Genomic DNA, 24,510 nt, shown 5'->3' with positions numbered 1-24,510 from the left:
AAATGAAGCATTTTATATATAATCTGGAAGCAGAAGGGTATATCAACCGCTTTCTGACTGCGGGCACCTTCTGCAAGCCGGGGGAGTACGCAAAAGCGACTCTGTCCGGCACGGTGAACGAATGGTTGGAGAAGGGTTTTTCGGTCTATGAGAATCCCTGCCGACGGGAGATGATCGGGCAGCGGACGGGCGTGCTGCCGGAGTACGTGGATTTGAGCGAGTGCGGGCTGGGGGCAGAGGTGGAGGTGTTCGGCTGCCACAGACAGGTGGAGCTGTATGTTCCCTTCGGCAACCAGGGGGTGGATTTCTCGGAGTTCTATTTCAATCCGACCTATCTGCGCACCTACTGCTATGCAGGGCTTTTCGCGCAGGAGGAGGAGCGGGCGGAGTTTGAGCTACAGACCTGCGGGGGTGTTACCCTGTGGATCAACGGACAGCTGGTGGAGGATTTTATTCCGTTTACCCGCAACATGGTGAAGCGCAGGCGGGTGAGCGCGGCGCTTTGCAGGGGGATGAACAAAATCGTGGTCTGCCTGGAGGATCTGGCGGAGCGGGACACGGATTATTATTTCCGGCTCCGGTATCTGGGGGATCAAAAGCTCAAAATCTGCATCCCGGCGGAGGACGAGGTGGATGTGGACGAGGTGGACCGGCTGGAGGGAATGTTAAAGGACATGGCCTTTGACCGGGAGGTTTATCTGGACGGGCCGGTGGAGCTGTCCCTGGAAAATCCCCTGGGGCGCGAGGTGGACATGGAGGCCGTGTACAAGCCGGTGGCGGATAAGATTGCGCGCAGCGAGACGCTGGTGCGCCGTTCAAAATACCACCTGGCCGCCGGGTCTAAAAGTCTGAGGCTTTTTGACGCGGAGCGGGAGCTGCCCGGATTTTACTATTTTACCATCGGCTGCCGGTCCGGACAGGTGTGGGTGAGGCGGAAAATCGCTACGCAGATTTTTAACCGGAAGCTGCTTTTGAGCGGGCCGGATACCCTGGAGGGGAGAAAGCGGCGGGCCCTGCAATACCTGGCGGATACAGAGGTGGATAATGTATACAAGGCTGCGGCGATCCTGGCCACCGGCGGGGACCGGAAGCGGGCCGGGGGTATTATCCTGGAGGAACTGGCGGGGATTGATGCGCGCAAGGATTGCAGCGATTTTCATCTGATTGTGGTGCTGCAGATCGTGAAGCGGTTCGGAGAACTGCTGGAAACGGAAGTGCGGGAGGAGGTCCGCCGGGTGATCCTGAATTTCCGCTACTGGATCGACGAGCTGGGCAACGACGTGATGTGGTTTTTCAGCGAGAACCACGCGCTGTTGTTCCATATCTGCCAGTATTACGCCGGGATGCTGTACCCGAATGAGGTATTTACATGCAGCGGGCGCACCGGGCGCTGCCAGCGGGAGCGGGCGGAAGAGCTGCTGGAGGAATGGTTCGGCACGTTTTTCGGGGAGTATATCACGGAGTGGAACAGCAACGCTTACATACCGGTGGATGTGCTGGGATTATGCGGCCTCCACAACCTGGCGGAGAAGGGAAGCCGTTGGCATCAGGCGTCCGAAAAGGCGTTGGATGTAATTTTCCGGGATCTGGCGCTGCTGGCCCACCGGGGGGCGGTGATGACCACCTTCGGGAGAAGCTACGAGAAGGAGAATAAGGGAAATTACGCGGCGGGCACCACGGCGTTATTGTACATTGCATACAATAGAGGAAATCTGAACCGGGCGGCCCTGGCCTACATTTCCTTTGCGCTGGGGGATTACCGGCCGAAGGCGGAGAATGAGGCGTTTCTGGAGACGGCGGAGGGGGAGGCGCTGGAGTACCGGAAAACCCAGGGCTATAAGGGGCATGTGAATCTGTACCTGTACAAGGACCGGTACGCCCAGCTTTCCACTGCGGTGAATTTCCGGCCGTTCACGCCGGGATATCAGGAGCATATCATGCAGGCCACCCTGGATATGACGGCGCAGATGTATGTGAGCCATCCCGGGGAGGTGCAGCCCTACGGCAATGGCAGGCCCAATTACTGGGCGGGGAACGGCACGCTGCCTCTGGCGGCCCAGTACCGGAACCTGGGGATTATGATGTACCGTCTGGACCCGGAGCACCCGGTGGATTTTACCCATGCTTACGCGCCGCTGATGGAATTTTCTTCCTATATCGGCGGGGAGTACACGGTGGCGGCCTGCAAGGAGGGCGGCTATGTGGGCGTCCGGGCGGTCAACGGACTGAGAATGGAGGAGAGCGGGCCGTGCCGGTACCGGGAGTTTAAGAGCCCGGGGCGGGACAATCTATGGATCGTCAAGATTGGAAATTGCCGGGAATATCCCTCGCTGGAAGCTTTTTATGAGAGCCTGGACGGAATGGAGATTCATTGGGAGCCGGGAGTGAAGGCCGAAGTGATAGATCAACGTTTGGGGCGGATGGTTCTGACGAGGGACGGGTTTACGGTGAACGGGAGCAGCCCGTACGATTACCCGGCGGGTAATGCCGGGACAGTGCGGCGCATTTGGGAATAGAGGGAGAGATAAACAGGAAAGGCTGGTAGGATATGAACTACATGATGGAGAATGCCTGGGATAGGGAATGGATCCGGGAGACTGAAAAGCGGGTGAATGCCCGGATGATGGATATGAAGAACACCGGGATGGAGGAAAAATTTCCGGTGAGCCTGATCGACATGGACTGCTGGGAGTGGCCTCAGGGCGTGGGCCTGTACGGGATGTACCGGAATTATCAGATGGAGAAGGATCCGCGGGTTTTGGAGTTTCTGACCGCATGGTTTGACCGGAAGATCGCGGAGGGGGGAATGGAGCGGAATGTGAATACCACGGCCCCCATGCTGACGCTCACCTACCTGTACGAGATCACGGGGAAGGAGACGTACCGGCGGTTTATGGAGGAATGGGTTCAGTGGATGATGGATGAAACGGGTCTGCTGCGCGCCGGGGAGGGCTGCTTCCAGCACATGATCACCGGCGATCCAAACGACGGTGAGATTCTGATCGACACCCTGTTTATGGCGGTGTTTTTCCTGGCCCGGGCCGGGAAAATCCTGGGGCGGGAGGAGCTCGTCCGGGAGGCGGATTATCAGATTTTAAACCACATCCGTTTTCTGCTGAGCCGGGAGACGGGTCTGTTCTGCCACGGCTGGAATTTCCGGGGGAACCACAATTACGGCAAGGTACTGTGGGGGCGCGGGAACGGGTGGTATACCATGGGGATCATGGAATATCTGGAGCAGATGGGCACAGGAGACCCGCTGCGGCGCTATTTCCTCAGCGTGTTTGGCTGCCAGGCCCGGGCGCTGAAGGGGTATCAGGATTCAGAGACCGGGCTGTGGCATACCGTGATCAACAACCCGCACACTTATCTGGAAACGTCGGCCAGCGCCGCGTTCCTTGCCGGGATTATGAAGGGGGTCCGTCTGGGATACCTGGACCGGGAGGAGTTTGAGCCGGTGATCCGGCGGGGAATTCCCGGAGTGTTGGGGAAGATTTCGGAGGACGGCACGGTGGAGGGTGTTTCCTACGGCACGCCCATCGGCTGGAACTCGGACTTTTACAATGAGATTGTCTGCTGCCCGATCACCTATGGTCAGGCGATGACGATCCTGCTGTTGCAGGAGACACGGCTTCTGTGAGGAATGGAGGAAAGGCGGCGGGAGATGAGACAGGAAGGATTTTATGAGGAATTCCACTCCTTTTACTACTACAGCGGCAGTACCAGAAGTTGGAAAATGAAGGGGCTTCATATCCACAAGGAGTATGAGCTATTGCTGTTTATGAGCGGGGGCGCTTCCATCCGAATCGGCAGCCGGATGTATCAGACCAGACCGGGGGATTTGTTTTTGATCAACAACCGGGAATACCACAAGACCGAGGGCGCGGAGGGAGCGGCTTACAGCCGGTATGTGCTGATGTTTGATCCGGACTGGATTTTGGGCCTGGAACCGGCTCTGGGTTATCGGTTTTCGCGGCTTTTTGAGGACCGGGAGGAGGGCGGCGTGAGACTGCATCTGTCCGGCGGCACCCTGGAGCAGGTGATCCGGCAGATGGAGCGCATCGAGGGGTACAGCCGCAGGCGGGAGGATGAGGCCGGGCAGGTGCTCTTAAAGCTCTGCATATTGGAATTGCTGGTGAAATTGGATGAATTTTCGCGTTCCCTGGAAGCGGGAGGAGGAGACGGCTGGGAGAACTGCGGGAGAGCCGGATGGGGGAAGGACGGGCGGGAGCCCAGCGGCAGCATGAGCCGGGAGCCCGGCACCATCACCCGGAAGCAAGGCACCGCGCTCCCGGACCGGGAGCGCGTAGAGCAGATCAAATCCTACGTGCGCGAACATATCGACGAGCGCCTGGACCTGGAGGACATCGCACGGCAGTTTTACATCAGCAGCCATTACCTGAGCCACTATTTCCGGCGGGAGACGGGGTTTACCCTGGGGCAGTTTATCGCCCAGGCCAAGATCGACCGGGCCAAGGAACTGTTGCAAAAGGGATTTTCCGTGACGGACATGGCCATTTCCCTGTCTTACAACAGCGACAGCCATTTTATCAACACCTTCAAGCGCCTGACCGGCACCACCCCTAAGCGCTATGCGTCGGAAATGAGGAAGTGACCGGATCCCGCCGGAAGTCCGACGGGGACACCCCGCAGAATTTGCGGAACACCCGGTTGAACTGGGAAAAACTGGTAAATCCACAGGCGGCGGAGATGTCGGTGATCTTTTCACGGGTGTTGATTAACGCGTACTGGGCGCTGCGGATGCGGGTCATCTGGATGTAGTGGATCAGGGTGTAACCCGTCACCTGCCGGAACCGGTGGGACAGGTAGTAGGTGCTGATATAGAACTGCTCCGCCAGGGACTCCAGGGACAACTCCTCGGAATAGTGGTTGTGGATGTAGCTTGTGATCTGGTAAATTTTCTCCGAAAGCGGGCTCTCGAATTTCTCCGGCACATAGACGTTAAAGCTCCTCAGCTCCCAGAGCCGGTAGAGGAACCGGGTGAACTCCGCGTGGACCATGGTGTTTAAGATGTCCGCGGGCATGGACCGGGTGGACAGGAGAAACACCTGGTTGAGCATATCGCTTAGGATCGCCGTCTTTTCCTGGTCAAAGCGGAAGATGGGGATATCCTGGCCGAAGGGTTCCAGAATCCGGGAAAATGCCGGGTGGCTGTCCAGATACTCCTGGGGATAGAGGAAGTTGATGATCAGACGGCGGCTGGGCGCTCCCTGTGGGTAGATGGTCTTGTGGAGCAGGGAGGGGCGCAGCAGGACGATGTCCCCGGCGTGTATGGTGTAGGGGATGCCCTCCACCAGATGGCTGGCGCTCTTGGCCAGCAGGATGTGGATCTCGTAGAAGCTGTGGAAATGCTGGAAATCCATGTTCACCTGGAAGGAACGCTCGTCGTAGTCAAAGTAATAATAGATGCCGTCGGACATGTTGTTGATGATAATGTCGTGGCGCTTTTCATAGAGAATTCCGTTGATTAATTCGCTCATCTGATCACGTATAATCCAATCATATTAGAAAGTGATTGGATTTTCCTTTCTCCCAGGTTCTACTGGGTTATTCAATCCTTATCTGATATATTTACTTTGGCACTGTGGATCTGTACCTATCTTTTTACAGCTTTGACTGTTCCGAGGTGACTCAGACCACAGCTTTTCGTCTATTACTGTTAATCAGTTTGTTAACGCCTGACGTTTCTATTTACGTGATTACACAGCCGAATTCCCTGTGGAAGACAACAGTGCTCAAAATATTTTTATCAGGAGGTATTACTCTATGGCCATGTACTTTGTCGGAATTGATATTTCCAAGTACAAACACGATTGCTGTATTATATCGGCAGTTGATCAAAAGATTGTTTCAAAACTTACCGTTAAAAATGATAAAGCTGGCTTTGAACAGTTGCTTACTGTTTTTAATTCCCTCTCCAATCCAGATAACATAAAAATAGGGTTTGAATCAACAGCACACTATGCCCTCAATCTTGAACTCTTCCTTGAAAATGCCCACCACAGCTTCATGGAAATTAATCCACTTCTTATCAAGGAATACAAGAAATCCACATCTCTCAGGCGTACCAAAACCGACTCTGTTGACTGCGAATCAATAGCTCGGTGGTTAATGACTGTTGAATACAAACCCCATTCAAAAGGATTTTACCACTCTTATTCCTTAAAGTCACTAACACGTTTAAGAGATCGGCTCATTCGCCAGCGCTCTTTTTATCTTGTGAAAATCACAAATGTCTTGGATCACACATTCCCTGAATTCAAGCCGTTTTTTCATGAGCGCTTATCCAAGACTGCTCTCTATCTTCTTGAAAACTATGGTTCTGCTGAAAAAATGGTAAAAATGAATTCTGCAGCCTATGAGAAGCTACGCTCCCTGTCAAGAGGAAAATTTTCTCCCCAGCAGTTCATTCGGTTAAAGGAGCTTGCTGCCAATACGGTCGGCGTAAACAACTCCATCTTTGATGTGGAACTGAACAGCCTGCTTGCCCTATATAAGTCTCTCATAAAAGAGATTGACACACTTGAAAAGGAAATCAACCGGCTGATCGAGGAAGTGCATCCTCACTATATGTCTGTTCCCGGCATCGGGCCTATATCTGCCGCCGTCATTTATTCGGAATACGGAGATATATCAAACTTTTCAACACCGGCCCAGATGCTCGCATTTGCAGGTATTGAACCCGGTATAAACGATTCTGGAACCGAATCACACGGAGGGCGGATGGTGAAACACGGCTCGTCTCAGCTCCGGTATGTCCTTATTAATTGCTGCCTTCCTCTAATCCGTTTCGATATGACATTTGCTGCTTACTATGCCAAAAAACGAGGAGAAGGCAAGCCACACAGGGTTGCTGTCACCCATGTGGCGAAGAAGCTTGTTAGAGTCATCTATGCATTGGAGAGGCAGGGGGTAGACTTTAACGCGCTGAAGCTCAGATAGCTACTTACATAAATAACCCTTTTCCCATCTGAAATACACTGCATTCAGATGGTCTATTAAAGTTACCCATTTTTACTAAAGGAAAATTTTTTCAAAATCCTCTTGACTATTTATAGTTTGTCACCTCAAGAGAGTTTCTTCTGTATGGGGGTCGTGGTACATTTCCTTGATTATACAACGAAAAAAGCAAAGAATGCAATATAATTAGCGATAATAAGCAAAAAAGAAGTAGAATTTGGAGGAGCAAAACCGCTATACTAGGTGCGTAGTCGAGAGACGGATTGAAACATCGGAGGTACGGCGTGGAACACAGGAGAGTCGGGGAGCTGCGGGCGGCAGCCGGTTTTATGATTTTGATGGCAGGTCTGGGAGTGAGCGATTCCCTGAGAGGGATTTTCGCCCCGGTGTTCCAACAGCATTTTACCCTGAACGCCTCCGGCCTGTCGGTGATCATCATGGTCAGCTATCTCGGAAACCTGGTGTTTCTCAGCCTGGGCGGTCAGATGATGGACTGGTTCGACCGGAAGAAAACCACCATGGCGGTGCTGCTTCTGTGGATGGCGGCGCTGGTCGTCTATGTGGTTTCCGACCACTTTCTGCTTCTTTTGGTCAGCGTGTTTTTCGCCATGGGCGCGTCCACGCTGCTCAACACCACGGTCAACCTGCTGACGCCGCTTATCTTTACCGCGGCTCCGGGGATGCTGGTCAATGTGTTCTTCTTCGTGCAAGGGGTGGGAACCAGCGCCAGCCAGAACCTGGTGGGGCGGATGGCGGACAGCTACGGCGTGTTCCGGGGCGTGAACCTGTTTCTGCTGGGGCTTGGTATTCTGGCGGCGCTGTTTCTGGCAGGGGTGAAGATCCCGGGAAGCGGGGAGCGCCCCGAAGCCGCATCTTCTGCGCAGTCCCCCAAAAAGGCCGTCTCCTTTGCAGCCGTGACGCGGCAGCCGGGCTTCTGGCTCCTGGTGGTGATCTTCGGATTCTACTTTGTGGCGGAGCACGGAATCATGAACTGGCTGGTGGCTTACGGCACCGGAGCCCTGGGCCTTGAGGCCTCCCGGGCGGCCCTCTACCTCTCCGGGTTCTACGGCGGGATGACGGTGGGGAGGCTGGTATTTTCACCGGCAGTATCCGCTCTGGGAGCAGTGAAGAGCATCGGCGGGTTCGGCGGAATCGGCGCGGTCCTGTTTATCCTGGGATCGGTCCTGGGCGGAAGCGGGCTGTGGCTTTTGAGCCTGTCCGGCCTGTTCCTCTCCATTGTGTACCCAACTATGGTGTTCATGATCGGGTCCGTTTTCCCGCAGCACATGCTTTCCACGGCGGCGGGGGCGGTGATCAGCCTGGGCACCCTGGCGGACATCGGGTTTAACCTGGTGTTCGGGAGAGCGACGGACTATTTTGGCTACGGAATCAGCTTTATGGCGGTTCCTCTGTGCATGGCCGGCTTTTATCTCGCATATCTGGTGTTTGCGGGAAGGTTCGGGGCGCGGAGCGGACAGATTATATGGAAGAGGGGATGAACGACGATATGAACCAGGAAACGATCAAAGCAGCGCTGCGGCTGTACGCCTCCAGCTTCGAGAAAGTGCTCTACGAAGAGGATGAAACCTTTCTCGAGGGGATGAAGAAAAACAGCCTGGCCTGTGATGACATCAGGCGGTACCAGTTCTGGGAATGGACCCAGGGCGTTGGACTCTTCGGTTACTGGAAGCTGTTTAAGGCGACCGGACAGGAGCGGTATCTGTCGGTTCTGAACAAATATTACGAGCGGCAGTTTGCCATCGGCCTGCCGGCAAAAAATGTGAATACCATGACGCCCATGCTGCCCCTGTCCTTTCTGGCGGAGCATCTGGGCCGGGAAGATTACCTGGAGGTCTGTACTCAGTGGGCGGATTGGATTATGACAGATTTCCCCAGAACCGAGGAGGGAGGATTGCAGCACATCACCTCGGACAGCGTGAACAAGGGCGAGCTCTGGGACGACACCCTGTTTATGACCGTGCTGTTTCTGGCCAACATGGGCCGGATTCTGGACCGAAAGGACTATAAAGAGGAAGCACAGTACCAGTTTCTGCTTCACACCAAATATCTGTGCGACCGGGAGACCGGACTGTGGTACCACGGCTGGACCTTTGAGGAGCGGAACAATTTCGCCGGGGCCTTCTGGGGCCGGGGTAACTGCTGGATCACGGCGGCGATCCCGGAATACCTGGAGATCGCGGACTGCGACGAGAGCGTGCGCCGTTATTTGACGGAAGCCCTGCGGGCCCAGGCGCGGTCCCTGGAGAAATACCAGGCGGAGAACGGGATGTGGCACACCCTGATTGATGACCCGGATTCCTATGTGGAGTCCAGCGCCACCTGCGGGTTCGCCTACGGGCTGCTCAAAGGAGTCCACATGGGATTGCTGGACGGCGCTTACGAGGCGGTGGCTTTAAAGCCCATGGAGCAGATTCTGGCTTACACGGACGGGGAGGGGATTCTTCAGCAGGTTTCCTACGGCACGCCCATGGGGCGGGAGGATAAGAATTTCTACAAGGAAATCCCCTTAAAGCCCATGCCCTACGGCCAGGCGCTGGCTATGCTGTATTTTTTGGAACTGGATCACCAATCAATGAAATGATAAGATAAAAGGAAAGAGAGGAAGGTAAGAGTGAAAAATAAAGTGGATTTTTGGGCGCACTTATATAAGGGTTCATAAAACCCCTGATTTTGCGATTGTTTGACAATAGAATAAAGATTAGTTATCGTTGCGCTTCACTAACTTAGAACTATCGTAACCAAGACTTTCAAGATAGGCAAAAACATTGTTTTCATTCAGAACAACACGCTCTACATGGTTTTGAGGCTTCATCAATTCCTCATAGTCAGCAGGGGTAAAAGGTTTCTTTTCCGAGACCATATGGTAAATACAGACCATCATCATTCTTGCGATGGCAATGATTGCTTTCTTATGGCCACGACGCTTTTTGATTCGCCCATATTTGATTGCAAAATAAGGCTGCTTTTTGTTTTTGATTGCGGCAAGGGCACACTGTACCATCATCGGTTTCAAGTAAGCGCCTGCTTTGGCAATTCGGACAGATTTTTTCTTACCTGCGGATTCATTGTTGGAAGGAGAAAGTCCACACCAGGAACAGAGGTGTTTGGCATCATCAAAAATGTTCATGTCAACGCCTGTTTCTGCGAGAACAATGGTGGAACTTAACTCTGTCATGCCGGGCATGGTGCTGACAAATTCCACAAACTCATAATAAGGTTTGATACGGACATAGAGTTCCACTTCGGTCTGGGTAATCATACCGTCAAGATATTCCAGATGGCCAAGGGCCAGTTCCAGTTTTTTTGCCTGGTCTGTTTCAATGTTGCAGCCTCTGATTGCTTCGATGATTTCATCAGACTTGGCTTTGGCCCCTTTTTTTATCAGTTTTCGGACAGCCTTTTCGTCAATGGAATCAGCGGTATGCTCCAGCAGATAAGACATGATTTCGGTTGCTGTTTTGCCGAAAGGGTCAGAAAGCACGCTGGCAATGCCGACATTGGAAACGGTCATACAGTTCTGGATGCGGTTCTTCTCAGAGGATTTCATGCAGACCAGCTTAAAGCGGTATCTGGCAAGTTCCCGGAGCTGGCGGAAATCCTTGGGAGGGATAAAGGAACATCTGACAAGGTCAAATTTGTAGAGGTCGGCAATCCATTTTGAATCCTTTTTGTCCGTTTTCTTGCCTTTGATAGCTTTGACATATTTGGGATGTGTAAGGCAGACCTCTATGTCCTTTTCGAGATAATTAAAAATAGGAATCCAATACTTTCCTGTGGATTCCATACAAACGTGATAACAATTATTCTCGATAAGCCAGTTGTGAAACTTTTGAATATCCGAGTTGATGGTTGAAAAGGATTTTTGCCTGTATTCGGATACTCCGTCCCTGTTAGTGATTACGATGGTTGCAACGATAACATTTTTGTGGACGTCAAGCCCACAGCAGATGGGGTATTTTAACTTCATCATAAGTATCACCACCTTATAAAAAGGAATAGCAACAGTGACTGTCATCCTGTGACTGAATAAACATGGTTTATTACCAATGATAAGAGTCCGGGCTCAAAGTCCCACTTGTTTGTGCTTGAAAGGATGACGGCACATATAATGATACGGGGTCGGAATAAATTCGCCACTCCTCCTTCCGTGCTCTGTAGTGTATTGCTATTCCCTACAGGGATTATAAATCAAATAGTGGAGAGGTACAACATTTTTTCATAACTTGTTTGTGCCTTGAGCGAAGCGAAAGGAATGACAAAAATGATGAAAAAAACAAGTAAGATGGCGGCTGCCGGAGTTCTGGCGGCAATGATGGCTCTGTCTCTGGCGGCCTGCGGCGGCAGCTCGAATTCCGGCGCTCCGGCTCCGGCTGAGACCCAGGCGGACGGCTCCGTAAAGACCGAGGGGAGAACCATGAAGGTGTTAAACCCCGAGGAGCCCGGCGCTGAGGACGCGCTGAACAAGGCGATGGACGCCTGGGCGGCTGAGGCGGGCGTGACATTGGACAAGATGGTGATCTCCCACGACGACCAGCTGACCAAGTTCCCCTCCATGGCTAAGAACAAGGATCTGCCGGACCTGATCCAGACCACCAGACTGCACCAGCTCTATCCCGAGGAGTTCGTGGACATGAGCACGGTGGTGGACACCAGCCTCTTTGAGGAGTCCGCGTTAAAGATCGTAGGCAAGGACTACAAGTCCGACAAGATTTCCGGCCTGCCCAGCCAGTTTACGACCACAAACTTCTATTATAATAAGGACGCGTTTGCGGCTGCCGGCGTGGAAGCTCCCACCGTGGAGAATCCCTGGACCTGGGACGAGCTGTACGAGAACGCGGCTAAGATTCAGGCGGGTGGAAACATCAAGTACGGCTTTGCTGCCGACGTTTCCAGAGCCAGATACGATATTCTCATGTACGCAAACGGCGGCTCCCTGACGGTGAAGGACGGCGATTCCTTCAAGGTGGCGGTGAACAGCCCCGCCAACGTGTCCACACTGGAGCAGTTCGTGAAGGCCAACGAGGACGGCGTGATGCCCAAGGCCATCTGGGCCGGCGGTTCCACGGACAACCCGGTGGAATATTTCAAGAACGGCGACGTGGCCATCCTGCTGTCCGGTTCCTGGAACTACAACTCCATGACCACCGACATCACCAAGTTCGAATTCGGCGTTATGCCCTCTCCCAAGGGAACGGTTTCCCAGGCGGCCATCATCGGCGGAAGCGCCCTGGCGATCCCGGAGAACGCAAAGAATAAGGATCTGGCCGAGGAATTTGTGAAATGGTTCTTCGAGGAGGGCAATTTCAAGAATTATCTCCAGGACGACAAGGGACTTTCCGCATTAAAGAACGTGGTGTACGAGCCGTCGGAAGAGGGCGCTGCCGCGGATTACAAGATTCTCCAGGAGGAAGTGGGCTATGTGACCGACACCTTCATGGTGGACGAGAGCTCTGCATGAAGAACCTACAAGGATAACGAGTACCGGGATTACATCAAACGCGCGGTGAGCGGCGAGCTGTCCGCAAAGGATGCGCTGGATTCCTTCGCAAAGGAGCTGTCTGAGTCCTCAGGCTGGTCCATTGCCGAGTAAGATAAGCCGCGCCATAGTTTAAGGAGGATGATCAAATGGGTAAGAGGAAACAGGCGTTTTGCCATACCAGGGCGTTCTGGATGTTTGTTTTGCCGGCGCTGCTGCTGTTTTCCGTATTTTTCATACTGCCGCTGATCCTTAGCATCGGTTTTTCCTTCACGGATTACGACGGCTGGAAAACCATGAACTTTACGGGGCTGCAGAACTACACAAAATTGTTGTCCAGCGGGGAGTTCTACAAGACGCTGGGGAGGACCTTCGGCTACGCACTGTTCAGCCTTCCGTTCAAAGTGATCATCCCCCTTTTGATCGCGGTTCTGGCTACCACCAAATACTGCAAGGGCATCACCGTGGTCCGCACCATCAGCTATCTGCCGGTGCTGATCTCGGCCCTGGTGGTAGGTATCACCATCAACTGGATGTTCGGCCAGGAGTACGGTCTGATCAACTTCATCATCCAGTTCCTGGGCGGGGAGCCCCTTCAGTGGGCCTTAAATCCCATGCTAGCCACCTTTGTGGTCAGCTTCGCCTCCAACTGGGCCTCCACCGGATTTTACATGATCATGTTTATCGGAGGTATCAACAACATTTCCAGGGAGCTGTACGAGGCTTCCAGCGTGGACGGGGCCAAGGGCTACCAGACCTTCTTTAAGATCACCCTGCCCATGCTCAGCCCCACCATTTTCATCGTGCTGCTTTTATCCACCGTAAACCTGTTAAAGGAGTACGCGCTGGTACAGGGTATCACCTCCGGCGGGCCGGGAACTTCCACCACCTATATTGTGCAGTACATGTTTAACCAGGGCTTTACCCAGTACCGCTACGGCTACGCTTCCGCAATCGGCGTGGTTGTGAGTATTGTGTTCATTATCATTGCGGCAATCCAGTTTAAGGCTACGAAGGGAGGAGAAATCGAATGAGTAAGGCGTCCGATAAAAAGCGCGTGCTGACCGTGGTCACCACCATTGTGGGCCTCGGCGTATCCTTTGTGATGGTGTTTCCCATCATCTGGCTGCTCATGAGCTCCTTTAAGGACTCCACGGAGCTGTTCGCGTACCCCCTTCATTTTCTGCCGGAAAACTTCAGTCTGGATTCCTACAAAAATGTGATCGGCAGCGGATTTTTCCAGTATGTGAAGAACAGCCTGTTTCTGGCCGTGGTGGGCACTCTGATCACCCTGGCCATCAGCGCTATGTGCGGGTACGGCCTGGCGATCTACCGCCATGAGATCACCTACTCCAACAAGGTGTTCGCCGTGTTCCTGCTTGGCACCCTGATTCCCGGCGAGATTCTGACGGTCTCCCAGTTCACCGTGATCAGCGCCATCGGCCTGTACAACAACATCTGGGGCGTGATCCTGCCGGTGGTCACCACCACCACGGGAATCTTCATGTACCGCCAGCATTTCATGTCCATTCCGCTGTCCCTTGCGGAGTCGGCCAGGCTGGACGGGGCCGGGGAGTTCAAGATTTTCACCACCATCATGATGCCGCTTGCGTCGTCGGTGACCGTTTCCCTGACCATTTTCTCCTTTGTGTGGAGATGGAACGACTATATTCTGCCTCTGATGGTGCTGTCCGACCAGAAGAAATTTACCATTCAGATCGCGATCAAGAGCTACATCGGCACCATGGGAGTCAACTGGAATGCGATTCTGGCGTCCTCCATCCTCTCCATTCTGCCCATCATCGTGATTTTCATTTTCCTCCAGAAATACATCACCGGGGGAATCGCTACCACAGGCGTGAAAGGCTGATAAGGAGGACATCGTATGAGGCGCTATCTGGGACATCTGATCCGCTCTGCGGAGCGAAGGGTGGAACATTTCTTAAACGCACAGGTTCTGGACCGGTCCAGGGAGGACTTCGGGGCCATGCGGGGGGACGTGATCGAGGGAAAACCCACGATCTACGCCCTGGCTGCGGCCGTTTCGGTGTACTGTAACCGGGACAGCCGGTACTACCATGACAAGGAGCTGCTTGAGGCCATGAACCTGGCGATGGATTTCATCGGCAGATGGCAGCGGGACAACGGAGCGCTGGATTATCCCACCTGCAATTTCAACTCCGCGGCCGACACCTCCTTCTGCTTCAAGCGGCTGATCGCCGCCTACCGCGTGCTGGAACTGTACGAGCCCGCGGGAGCGGACAAACAGGTGGAAACGCTGCGGGAAAAATACCGCTTTGTTATGAGGCGTTCCCTGGAAATGATCCGCACCGGCGGCTTCCACACCCCTAACCACCGCTGGGGCATAACCGCGGCCCTGATGCAGGGCGCGGGTTTGTTTCCAGACCTGGCGCCGGAGCTTATGGCCCGGGCCGGACAGTACCTGGCGGAGGGCATCGACAGAAGCGCGGACGGAGAGTATGCGGAGCGGTCCACAGGCAATTACAACGCGGTGGTCAACAACGCCATGATGGCCATGTATGAGGAGTCCGGCGACCTGGATTACCTGGGTTACGTGGCCAGAAACCTTCATATGATGCTGACCTACATCGACCCGGACGGCACCATTTTCACCCAGAATTCCACCCGTCAGGATCAGGGAAAGGCCGACTACCCGGACAAATACTTCTACCAGTACCTGTTTATGGTCTCACTGCCGGAGGAAAAACTGGGAGAATATGGAAAATATCGTGAGGAGTTCGACGCGGCGGCCCACAGGATCATCCGTGACAATCAGGAGCGGGGCGATCTGGCGCCGGACTGCCTGCACATTGTCATGGCCCACAAGGCGATGTATGAGCATGTTTTTGCGGGCTGCGGCTTCCCGGATACCTACCGGAAATATTTCCGGGACGCAGGGGTGCTCAGGGTCAAAAATGAGCGGTACGGCTACAGCGTGCTCAGCGGAAAATCCGCGTTCCTGTACGTCAAGTTCGGCGAGCTGCCGCTGTTTGTGAAGATCGGCGAGAGCGTAGGCAGCTGCCGCAATTTTATTCCGGAGACCATGGAGGTGGAGGAGGGGAAATGTACCCTGAAATCCACGGTTTACACCAGCTATTACCAGCCCTTTGGGGAGTTCCAGGGCACAAACGACTGGTGGAAAATGGACCACGCCAGCCGGGAGATTCTGAACAACGCGCGCCTGGACATCCAGGTGGAGATTGCCGAGGCGGCGGACGGACTGAGCCTGCGCATCAAGGCGGAGGGGCTTTCCAGGGTTCCGCTGCGGGTGCAGGTCTGCGCGCCAAAGGATGCGGTGCTGGAGCACGATTGCTTCCACCTGCGCACGGCTGCGGGCGGCTGGATGATTTTAAAGAGCGGAATGGCAAAACTACGGCTGGGCGACCGGACGGTGGAGTTTGGGCCCGGCTTCGGAACCCACGAGTTCGGCGGGCATTACAGCGGCGAGGAAGTTTTCGCTTCCGGCTACACCGTGTACTTAAACGAGTACACGCCATTTGAAAAAACGGTGGATATCCGCCTTGTGGCGGCGGGAAACCGTGACTTGCAGTGAGGCGGGACGGAATATGAATCGAAAATGGGACAGAATCCACACAATTATAAAGACACTGGGGGAGCTGCGCTTTAAAGGGCGGCTCCGCCCGGAGACCATCAGGCGGGCGGACGCGGCATATGATCTGCCCGCTGTTTTTAAACCGGAGGCGTTTGCGGGGCTGAACTGGGAGACGGCGCTCCCAGGGGACACCTGGGGCGGGGCGGACCGGCATTTCTGGTTTGACACCCAGGTGAAACTGCCGGCGGACTGGCGGGGGGAGAAGGTGCTTCTCTGTCTGTCCACCGGGGCGACGGATCTCTGGAACACGGACAATCCCCAGGTGATCGTGTACCGGGACGGGCAGATGTACGGCACCATGGATCTGAACCACAACCGGATTTTGCTGGAGGAGCGGGCGGCGGGCGGGGAGACCGTGGGCCTGAGCTTTTACGCCTACTCCAATTCGGCGGGCAGGACGAACTTTTTCGACGTCTCCCTGTGCGCCCTGGACAGGGAGATTGATCAGCTGTATTATGATCTCAAGGTGTTGTGGGACCTGGCCGATCTGATGGGCGACGAGGAAAACGGCCGGCTGGAGCTGGAGGACGTGTTGAACCGGTGCGTCAACCTGCTGGATCTGCGGGACGTGAGCGGCCCGGCCTTTGCTCAGTCCGTAAAGGAGGCGGAGGCGTTTTTGCAGACCTCGCACTATAGCGCAGAACGGCCGCTGCCCCGGGTGGTGGTTCACGGCATCGGCCACACCCACATCGATGTGGCCTGGAAATGGCCTCTGCGCCAGACCCGGCAGAAGGCGGTGCGCAGCTTCCTCACCGTGATCCGGCTGATGGAGGAGTATCCCCGGTACCGCTTTATGTCCAGCCAGCCCCAGCTCTACCAGTTTGTGAAGGAGGAAGCGCCCTGGCTCTATGAGAAGATCCGGGAGCGGGTGCGGGAAGGGCGTTGGGAGACCGAGGGCGCCATGTGGCTGGAGGCGGACTGCAACCTGTCCTCAGGGGAATCCCTGATCCGGCACATTCTCTACGGAAAGTCCTTTTTCCAGGAAGAGTTTGGAACCGGGGACGGCCAGGAGGTGCTTTGGCTGCCGGACGTGTTCGGCTACTGCGTGGCCCTGCCCCAGATTTTAAGGCAGGCGGGAATCAAATATTTTATGACCACAAAGCTGGGATGGAACGAGTACAACCAGATTCCAAACGATACCTTTTACTGGCGGGGACTGGACGGCAGCGAGGTGCTGACCTATTTTATCACCACCAGCGACTACAAAAAGTACCCCCAGGTGGGCGGCCGCAAGTCCTTTGAGACCACTTACAACGGGCGTATGAACGCCAATCAGGTCCTGGGGACCTGGCAGCGCTACCGGAACAAGGATCTGAGCCGGGACGTGTTGACCTGCTTCGGCTTCGGGGACGGTGGGGGAGGAACCACCCGGGAGATGCTGGAGGAGGAGAAGCGCCTGGAAGCGGGGGCGGGAAACTTCGCTGGGGACTGCCCGGCGGTCCGGATCACCGGCGTGAACGAGTTTTTCCATATTCTGGAGAACAATTTAGAGGGGAAGAAGGTGCCCAGGTGGTGCGGGGAGCTGTATCTGGAATTCCATCGGGGAACCTACACCTCCATGGCCCGGATCAAGAAGAACAACCGGGAATGTGAGTTCCTGCTCATGGACGCGGAGCTGCTCTGTGTGATGGCGGGATTGGCGGATCAGGGATTCGCCTACCCGCGAAAGGAGCTGGAGGAGGCGTGGAAGCTGCTGCTGTTGAACCAGTTCCACGACATTCTGCCCGGGTCCTCCGTCGGGGAGGTCTACGAGGATTCGGACCGGCAGTTTGCGAGGCTGCGGGAGATTTGCGCGCAGGTGATGGAGCGGGCAAAACGGGGGATTGAGGCAGGGTATCAGGGATTGGCTGAGACTCTGGAAACGGCAGGCGCGGGCCGGGCGGTGGACGCACAGTGCGGGGGAAATCGCGACGCGGGCCAGACGGTGGACGCCCAGTGCGGCGGAAATTGCGGTCCGGCCCGGGTGATGGACGCTTCCGGTACGCTGTTTGTGGCAAACCAGCTGGGATTTGACCGCAGCGGCCTGGTTGAGACGGTTGTAAACGGACAAAAACGGCTATTCTTGGTGGAGAACGTGCCGTCCAAAGGCGTATTGGCGTTCGGACTGACCGGTTTGGAGGAGCCGGAGGAAGAAGAACGGCCGGGGGTGGTTCTCAGCTGTGAGACCGGCGGCAGCGGTTTTCTCACCGGCCTTTGCACCGAATTCTATGACCTGCGGTTTGACGGGCAGGGGCAGATCATTTCCCTGTATGACCGCAGGGAGGAGCGGGAGGTGATCGCTCCGGGCGGGGCGGGCAACGCCCTGGTGGTCTTTGAGGACCGGCCGGAGAGCTATGACGCCTGGAATATCGACGAATCCTACGAGGAGAAGCAGTGGACCGTCACGGATGTGACCCGCCTGGAGCTGGTGGAGAATACGGCGGTCAGAGCGGTGGTCCGCTGTGAAAAGCGCTTTATGAATTCCGCGATCCGTCAGGATATCTGCTTCTACCGCCATACGGGCCGGATTGATTTCGTCACCACCGTGGACTGGCGCGAGAGCCAGCTGCTGTTAAAAGCCGCCTTCCCGGTGGACGTGCTGGCGGAGCGCGCGGTTTACGATGTGCAGTTCGGAAATGTGGAGCGTCCAACCCACCGGAATACCAGCTGGGAACAGGCAAAGTTTGAGGTCTGCGCCCACAAGTGGGCCGATTTGTCAGAGTACGGATACGGCGTGGCGATGCTCAACAACTGCAAGTACGGCTATGATATCCACGACGGGGTGATGCGGCTGACGCTGATCAAATCCGGCATATTCCCCTATCCCGAGGCGGATCAGGAGATCCACCGGTTCACCTACGCGCTGTACCCCCACGCCGGAGATTTCCGGGCCGGGCGGGTGGTTCAGGAGGCGTATGATCTGAATTGTCCGTTGATTGGGTGGCAGACGGAGGGGAAACGGAAAAATGGGATTGAGGTATGGGGGGACGGTAAAAATGTAGATGTGGGGTATGGGAACGGTGAAACGGCAGCAGTGCAGTGCGGGGACGGCGTAAACGCAGCTATACGCCCCGGAAGCTTTAAAACCACAGCCGCGCTTACCGGCGTCCCTCACACCGGTTTTTCCCTCCTCCGCGTCAAAGCGGAAAATGTGATCGTCGAGACCGTTAAACAGGCGGAGGACGGAGATGGAATTGAGATCCGCCTGTACGAGGCTTATGGAAAACGGACCCGGACCGAGATGGAGGCCTCTATCCTGGCGGGAAAACAGCTCTGGGCGTGCGGCTGCATGGAAAACCGGCTGCAAGAGCTGAAGCACGATGGAGAGCGGGCGGAGATCACCATAAAACCCTACGAAATTCTCACCCTCAGGATCAGCTGATATTGGGACGGTGGTTTACAGAAAACAACGGCGGCATTTTGATGATAACAGGAGGACAACATGGAATACTATATCGGAATCGACCTGGGAGGCACCAATATCGCGGCGGCTCTGGTGGACGGGCAGGGCAAAATCCTGGGCAGGGCCAACCTTGCCACCGGGGCGGGCCGGCCTGCGGCGGAGATCGCGGCGGACATGGCTCACGCGGGCCGCAGAGCTGCAGAGCAGGCGGGCGTTCCCATCGAGCAGGTGAGCGCCGTGGGCATGGGCGTGCCCGGCACTGCCAACCAGAAGGATGGGGTGCTGGAATTCGCCAACAATCTGGGCTTTCTCCACGAGCCCATTGTGGAGATGATGGCGGGCTGCTTTCCGGGCAAACAGATTTGGTTTGACAACGACGCCAACGCCGCTGCCTGGGGCGAGTACCTGGCGGGGGGTGGAAGAGGCGCTGATTCCATGATCGCCGTGACCCTGGGCACCGGCGTGGGCGGAGGGATCATCCTGGGCGGGAAGCTCTGGAACGGCGTGAACTACGGCGCCGGGGAGCTGGGCCACATGGTGATCGACCAAAACGGGCCGGAGTGCAACTGCGGGCGCAGGGGATGCTTCGAGGCCCTGGCCTCGGCCACGGCTCTGATCCGCCAGACACGGGAGGCCATGGACAATGCGCCTAAGTCCCTGATGTGGGAGCTCTGCGGAGGAGACAAGCGGATGGCGGACGGCAGAACCGTCTTTGAGGCGGCCGGCCGCGGAGACCGGACCGCGGCCATGGTGGTGGAGCGGTATATCGGTTATCTGGCGGTCGGAATCACCAACCTGGTCAACCTCTTTCAGCCGGAGATTATCTGCATCGGCGGAGGCGTCAGCCTGGCGGGAGCTGCTCTGTTAGAGCCGTTGAAACAGATTGTGGCGGCCGGAGATTACGCCAGGGACAGCAGTGTCCACACTGAAATCCGCCTGGCGGAGCTGGGAAACGACGCGGGATTGATCGGGGCGGCGCTGCTTGGGAGGCGTTGAGAAGGGAGTGGGGAGGCGGAAGAAGGTTGCCAAGACGTAAATATCCGTCTTGGCAACCGCCGTTCTTTATGTTATATTAAAAGAACACCGGGAACCGGAGCGTGTGCCAAATGCCTGTCTGCCGGATTCACAACGATCGAATCATCATATGTTTCATTCATTTTGCCGCGGGCGGTCAGACCGCGCGGCAGTCGATTATCCAGTCCGTTTCGGACGAATGTTCAGTTAAACGACAATCTGTAGTATAATACGTATAATACATAAGGTTGATTGAAATATCGCGGGGGCCGGTTGCCTGGTGCCGGAATAGTTACTATAATTATAATGTAGACAGGTGTTTGCACATAGCTTTGCGGGACAAGGAGGCTGTGTGGACAAAGAAAAACAGGGGATTCATCACGAGGACCTGGCGCTCAAAACGGCGGCCCAGTATTTTGGCGAGGAGCTGCTGCGGTTTATGGGCGTACCCGGGGTGGTGGCGCTGGCCGCGCCTACGGAGACGGTGAAGCTGGAAGCCCGGAAAATGTACCAGGACTTCAATTACGTGATGGAGGGCGGCGATTGGGTGCATCTGGAGTTTGAGAGCGATCTCATCACCCTGGAAGACCTGCGGAGGTTCCGGGAGTATGAGGCTTCCACCAGCCGCACCCACAGGGTGGCTGTGGTCACCTATGTGATCTGCTCCTCCCGGGTGGCGGAACCGGTCACCGAGCTGGCGGAGGGGATCAATGTTTACCGGGTGCGCGTGATCCGGATGAGAGGCCAGGACGGGGACAAGGTATTCGCGGGGCTGGAGGAAAAGCGCAGAAATGGCGGGAAGGTTCAGAAGGCGGAGCTGGTGCCCTTACTTCTGACGCCGCTGATGTCCAGCCGTCTGAGCGTGAGAGTGCGGATTGTGAAGAGCCTGGAAATTCTTCGGGAGGAAGAGGCGGCGGTGACCGGGCTGGAGATGGAAAAGATGCAGGCGGTGCTGTACACGTTTGCGGATAAGTTCTTATCCGCTGGGGATTTGGAACAGGTAAAGGAGATGATTGCGATGACGAGACTTGGTCAAATGTTGGTTGAGGACGGGATTGCCCGTGGAATTGCCCAGGGAATCGAACAGGGGATCGCCCTCACAAAGCGGGTGCTCCGCCTGTCGGCGAAGGGGCTCACGCGGGATCAGATTGCCGAGGACTGCGGGATCGGGCGGAAGGAGGTAGACGACATTCTGCGCGAGGAAGAGGACCTTTGATCCCCTTTTGATTTTAGCAGACGGCATGGGAAGGAGCGACCCAGCGGCATGCAGGCCTTTGTGAGGACTGTGTGCCGCCGTTTTGCCGCGTGATGGCGTAAAAAGTGTAAAGGCAGATTGCAGTCAATGATTTTGTTGTCGATAAATTGACCGAAGCGAGGGGGAAATGCCAGAAAAACCGCGTGGGAAAATACTATTTGACGCTGTATGGAAAAGCAAGTATAATGATGGAAGTAAGTTTTTGGGAGCGGTGAACGCAGATGGTTGGACTAAAAATTGAGGATGTAAAGGGCTTTACCAGCAAGCTTTTTGTAAAAGAAGACTTTGATTTGTTTCTGGTAAAGGAGGTACAGATTGTCACCTTCAACAGCTTTTCCATCGACGGGCATATCCGAAAGGGATATTTTTCCGAGGAAGAGCTGGAAGAGATCGGAGATGAGGGATTTGCGCCCTGGAAGCTGCTGCGGCCGGTGTGTTTCGGCCTGATCAAGGGAAAGCGGCTGCCGGGGAGTTTTCACATCGTGCTCCAGCTGCCGGCCGGTCAGGTGGAGCGCTTTGCATCCGGAAACGGCGTGGAGGCCGGGCAGATTCAGGGTATGTATCTGAATATTCGGTACGAGGATGGAGCACTCTATTGTATAACCGGGCTGTCCCTGGGCTTTTTTACACTGGACAAGACCCTGGAGGATTTGTGGGACCGGTCCGCGGAAGAATTTCTGCGCAAGCGGGGAATCGCCTGCCTGCGGGAATAGCATACCCTGACCGGGTCAGTGTTGATCCGTCCGGGATATGGAGCGGAGATTAAAGCCGCGGGTCTCGGCCTGCGGATGATTTTTACGTGCGGGGATGATGAGATGGCAAAATTATACTATCGTTACGGCGCGATGGGCAGTTCCAAGACGGCCAACGCGCTGATGGTGGAATACAACTACGGCGAGCGGGGCAAGCGGGCTCTGCTGGTGAAACCCAGGCTGGACAGCCGGGACGGGGATCACATGATCCGGTCGCGGATCGGCCTGGAGTGCGAGGGCGTTCTGCTGGAAGAGCTGACACAGATGAGCGACGTCCGGCTGCGGGAGTACGACTGCATTATTCTGGATGAGGCTCAGTTCGCAACCAAGGAACAGGTGGAATTTCTGGTCCATATTGTGGACGATCTGGATATTCCGGTGATCTGTTACGGGCTGCGGACCGATTTCCGCCATGAGTTTTTTGAGGGCAGCAAGTGGCTGATGGCCTGGGCGGACAAGGTTGAAGAGTTGAAAACCGTCTGCTGGTGCGGAAAGGCGGCCAACTGTACCGCCCGGATCGGCGAGGACGGCCGGATGGTGCGGATCGGGGACCAGGTGGTTATGGGCGGCGACGACCGCTATGTGGCGCTCTGCCGGAAACACTACAACCAGGGCGACCTGGGGCCGGGGCTTAAGGAACCGGTGGCGGAGGGCGCGGGAAGACGCGCCTGAGAAATCCCGGATACAGGCGGTTTGGACCTGTTTTGACAGCAACTATGGAGGCAGCGGACGGCGCGGTTATAAAAGCGCACACGGAAAGGACGGCGGTGTATGGACAAAAAGGTACTGGCGGAGAAGCTGGGGATTCTTCAGGACATGGCGGCAAAACAGGAGAACTTCCTGGAATTGACCGCGGTGCTGGACTGTCTGCGGGATGTCCAGGTGACACCGGAGGAATTGGAAGAAGTTTACAGCCGTCTGGAGCGGAAGGGAATCCGCGTGGGGACCCCGGAGGGGGACGCAGAACTGGAGCCGGAGCTGGATTTGGAGGACGATTTTGATACCGGGCTGGACGCGGGGGTTCTGGGCAAGGACAAGCTTCTGACCGGGGACGAGGAGACGGAGGACGGTCTGGTTCTGCGGGAGAAGCCGTCGGAATACGGCGAGGCCGAGGAGGACCTGTTCAGCGAGGAAGCGCCCCAGAAGGTGCTGGAGGGCGTGAGCACCGGTGATCCCATCCGGGAATATTTGAAGGAGATCGGCGCCATCGCGCTGCTGACTCCCGAGGAGGAAGCCGGACTGGCCAAGCGCTGCGCGGAGGGGGACGAGGAGGCGGGAAAACGCCTGGTGGAAGCCAATCTCCGGCTGGTAGTCTCCATCGCCAAGCGCTACACCGGCAGGGGGATGAGCTTTCTGGACCTGGTTCAGGAGGGCAACATCGGCCTGATGAAGGCGGTGGAGAAATTCGACTATGAGAAGGGATACCGTCTGAGCACCTACGCCACCTGGTGGGTGAAGCAGGCCATCACAAGAGCTCTGGCGGACCAGGCGCGCACGATCCGGCTGCCCGTGCATATGGTGGAGGCGGTGAACAAGATCCGCCGTACCCAGCGGGACCTGTCCGTGCAGCTGGGCAGAGACCCCTCCAACCGGGAGCTGGCGGAGGCGGTGGGAATGACCGAGAAGCGGGTGGAGGAGCTGATTCAGACTTCCGGCGACACGGTGTCCTTAGAGACCCCGGTGGGGGATGAGGACGGCTCCAGCCTGGGGGATTTCGTGGCCGACAACGCGGGCGACTCCACGGAGGACCAGGCGGAGAATGTGCTGCTTCGGGAGGAGATCGACAGCATGTTACAAGGGCTCAACGAGCGGGAGCGCCAGGTAATCAAGCTGCGCTTCGGCCTGGAGAACGGCCGGCCCCTGACCCTGGAGGAAGTGGGAAGACAGTTCAACGTCACCAGGGAGCGCATCCGCCAGATCGAGACGGCGGCGCTGCGGAAACTGCGCAATCCCGTGCGGAGCAAGAAAGTCAGGGATTTTTTACCTTAAAGGGAG

The 24,510-nt window shown here is 55.9% G+C and carries 18 protein-coding genes; 16 read left to right on the top strand and 2 right to left on the bottom strand.

Going from position 1 to position 24,510, the window contains the following annotated elements; translation table 11 throughout:
• The first annotated feature begins 2 nt into the window (after nucleotides 1-2).
• Genes ACK2JC_RS04730 through ACK2JC_RS04720 form a run of 3 tightly spaced genes read left to right on the top strand, consistent with a single transcriptional unit; the run spans nucleotide 3 to nucleotide 4,615 of the window.
• Nucleotides 3-2,516 (top strand): hypothetical protein, encoded by a 2,514-nt coding sequence (locus ACK2JC_RS04730; RefSeq protein WP_320936358.1) that lies wholly within the window; start codon nucleotides 3-5, stop codon nucleotides 2,514-2,516.
• 32 nt (nucleotides 2,517-2,548) lie between these two features.
• Nucleotides 2,549-3,640, top strand: coding sequence for a glycoside hydrolase family 105 protein (locus tag ACK2JC_RS04725; RefSeq protein WP_320936357.1), 1,092 nt, complete (start codon nucleotides 2,549-2,551; stop codon nucleotides 3,638-3,640).
• 24 nt (nucleotides 3,641-3,664) lie between these two features.
• Nucleotides 3,665-4,615 carry a helix-turn-helix domain-containing protein gene (locus tag ACK2JC_RS04720; RefSeq protein ID WP_368271015.1) on the top strand — a complete coding sequence of 317 codons (951 nt, stop codon included), beginning with the start codon at nucleotides 3,665-3,667 and terminating at the stop codon, nucleotides 4,613-4,615.
• Here ACK2JC_RS04720 and ACK2JC_RS04715 read toward each other — a convergent pair.
• Entirely contained in the window at nucleotides 4,584-5,501 is a 918-nt protein-coding gene (locus ACK2JC_RS04715) for an AraC family transcriptional regulator (RefSeq protein ID WP_320936355.1), read from the bottom strand. The two genes, ACK2JC_RS04720 and ACK2JC_RS04715, sit on opposite strands and share 32 nt — an antisense overlap.
• A gap of 286 nt (nucleotides 5,502-5,787) precedes the next feature.
• Here ACK2JC_RS04715 and ACK2JC_RS04710 point away from each other — a divergent pair, with 286 nt between their 5' ends.
• The 3 genes from ACK2JC_RS04710 to ACK2JC_RS04700 all read left to right on the top strand — a co-directional run bounded on the left by ACK2JC_RS04710 (nucleotide 5,788) and on the right by ACK2JC_RS04700 (nucleotide 9,583).
• Complete coding sequence (locus tag ACK2JC_RS04710) at nucleotides 5,788-6,963, top strand: IS110 family transposase (RefSeq protein ID WP_368272759.1); 1,176 nt, start codon at nucleotides 5,788-5,790, stop codon at nucleotides 6,961-6,963.
• A 302-nt stretch (nucleotides 6,964-7,265) separates the two neighbouring features.
• Nucleotides 7,266-8,480: an MFS transporter gene (locus ACK2JC_RS04705; RefSeq protein WP_320937031.1), complete on the top strand. Its 1,215-nt coding sequence runs from the start codon at nucleotides 7,266-7,268 to the stop codon at nucleotides 8,478-8,480.
• Entirely contained in the window at nucleotides 8,465-9,583 is a 1,119-nt protein-coding gene (locus ACK2JC_RS04700) for a glycoside hydrolase family 105 protein (protein ID WP_320937030.1), read from the top strand. The genes ACK2JC_RS04705 and ACK2JC_RS04700 overlap by 16 nt, the downstream gene beginning before the upstream one ends.
• A gap of 117 nt (nucleotides 9,584-9,700) precedes the next feature.
• On the opposite strand, the gene ACK2JC_RS04695 is transcribed toward ACK2JC_RS04700, so the two are convergent.
• Nucleotides 9,701-10,972, bottom strand: coding sequence for an IS110 family transposase (locus ACK2JC_RS04695; RefSeq protein ID WP_022512864.1), 1,272 nt, complete (start codon nucleotides 10,970-10,972; stop codon nucleotides 9,701-9,703).
• Between the two features lie 291 nt (nucleotides 10,973-11,263).
• Here ACK2JC_RS04695 and ACK2JC_RS04690 point away from each other — a divergent pair, with 291 nt between their 5' ends.
• The 10 genes from ACK2JC_RS04690 to rpoD all read left to right on the top strand — a co-directional run bounded on the left by ACK2JC_RS04690 (nucleotide 11,264) and on the right by rpoD (nucleotide 24,504).
• Nucleotides 11,264-12,460 (top strand): ABC transporter substrate-binding protein, encoded by a 1,197-nt coding sequence (locus tag ACK2JC_RS04690; protein ID WP_411338458.1) that lies wholly within the window; start codon nucleotides 11,264-11,266, stop codon nucleotides 12,458-12,460.
• Nucleotides 12,461-12,627: 167 nt separating this feature from the next.
• Entirely contained in the window at nucleotides 12,628-13,512 is an 885-nt protein-coding gene (locus ACK2JC_RS04685) for a carbohydrate ABC transporter permease (protein ID WP_368271515.1), read from the top strand.
• On the top strand, nucleotides 13,509-14,348 hold the full coding sequence (locus tag ACK2JC_RS04680) for a carbohydrate ABC transporter permease (RefSeq protein WP_092361725.1): 840 nt from the start codon (nucleotides 13,509-13,511) through the stop codon (nucleotides 14,346-14,348). The genes ACK2JC_RS04685 and ACK2JC_RS04680 overlap by 4 nt, the downstream gene beginning before the upstream one ends.
• A gap of 15 nt (nucleotides 14,349-14,363) precedes the next feature.
• On the top strand, nucleotides 14,364-16,052 hold the full coding sequence (locus ACK2JC_RS04675; RefSeq protein WP_368271514.1) for a hypothetical protein: 1,689 nt from the start codon (nucleotides 14,364-14,366) through the stop codon (nucleotides 16,050-16,052).
• Between the two features lie 13 nt (nucleotides 16,053-16,065).
• A complete protein-coding gene (locus tag ACK2JC_RS04670) occupies nucleotides 16,066-19,473 on the top strand; it encodes an alpha-mannosidase (protein ID WP_320936118.1) in 3,408 nt (1,135 codons plus the stop codon).
• Between the two features lie 60 nt (nucleotides 19,474-19,533).
• Nucleotides 19,534-20,490, top strand: a complete 957-nt coding sequence (locus ACK2JC_RS04665; RefSeq protein ID WP_320936117.1) for an ROK family protein — start codon at nucleotides 19,534-19,536, stop codon at nucleotides 20,488-20,490.
• Between the two features lie 370 nt (nucleotides 20,491-20,860).
• Nucleotides 20,861-21,724: a hypothetical protein gene (locus ACK2JC_RS04660; RefSeq protein WP_320936116.1), complete on the top strand. Its 864-nt coding sequence runs from the start codon at nucleotides 20,861-20,863 to the stop codon at nucleotides 21,722-21,724.
• 260 nt (nucleotides 21,725-21,984) lie between these two features.
• Nucleotides 21,985-22,476, top strand: a complete 492-nt coding sequence (locus ACK2JC_RS04655) for a DUF5721 family protein (RefSeq protein WP_007710346.1) — start codon at nucleotides 21,985-21,987, stop codon at nucleotides 22,474-22,476.
• 102 nt (nucleotides 22,477-22,578) lie between these two features.
• A complete protein-coding gene (locus tag ACK2JC_RS04650; RefSeq protein ID WP_320936115.1) occupies nucleotides 22,579-23,187 on the top strand; it encodes a thymidine kinase in 609 nt (202 codons plus the stop codon).
• A 99-nt stretch (nucleotides 23,188-23,286) separates the two neighbouring features.
• Nucleotides 23,287-24,504 (top strand): RNA polymerase sigma factor RpoD, encoded by a 1,218-nt coding sequence (gene rpoD / locus ACK2JC_RS04645; protein ID WP_092361719.1) that lies wholly within the window; start codon nucleotides 23,287-23,289, stop codon nucleotides 24,502-24,504.
• The last annotated feature ends 6 nt before the right edge of the window (nucleotides 24,505-24,510 follow it).

The organism is Enterocloster lavalensis, assembly GCF_046603895.1.
Taxonomy (GTDB): Bacteria; Bacillota; Clostridia; order Lachnospirales; family Lachnospiraceae; genus Enterocloster; species Enterocloster lavalensis.
This window is presented reverse-complemented; position numbering and strand designations above follow the sequence as displayed.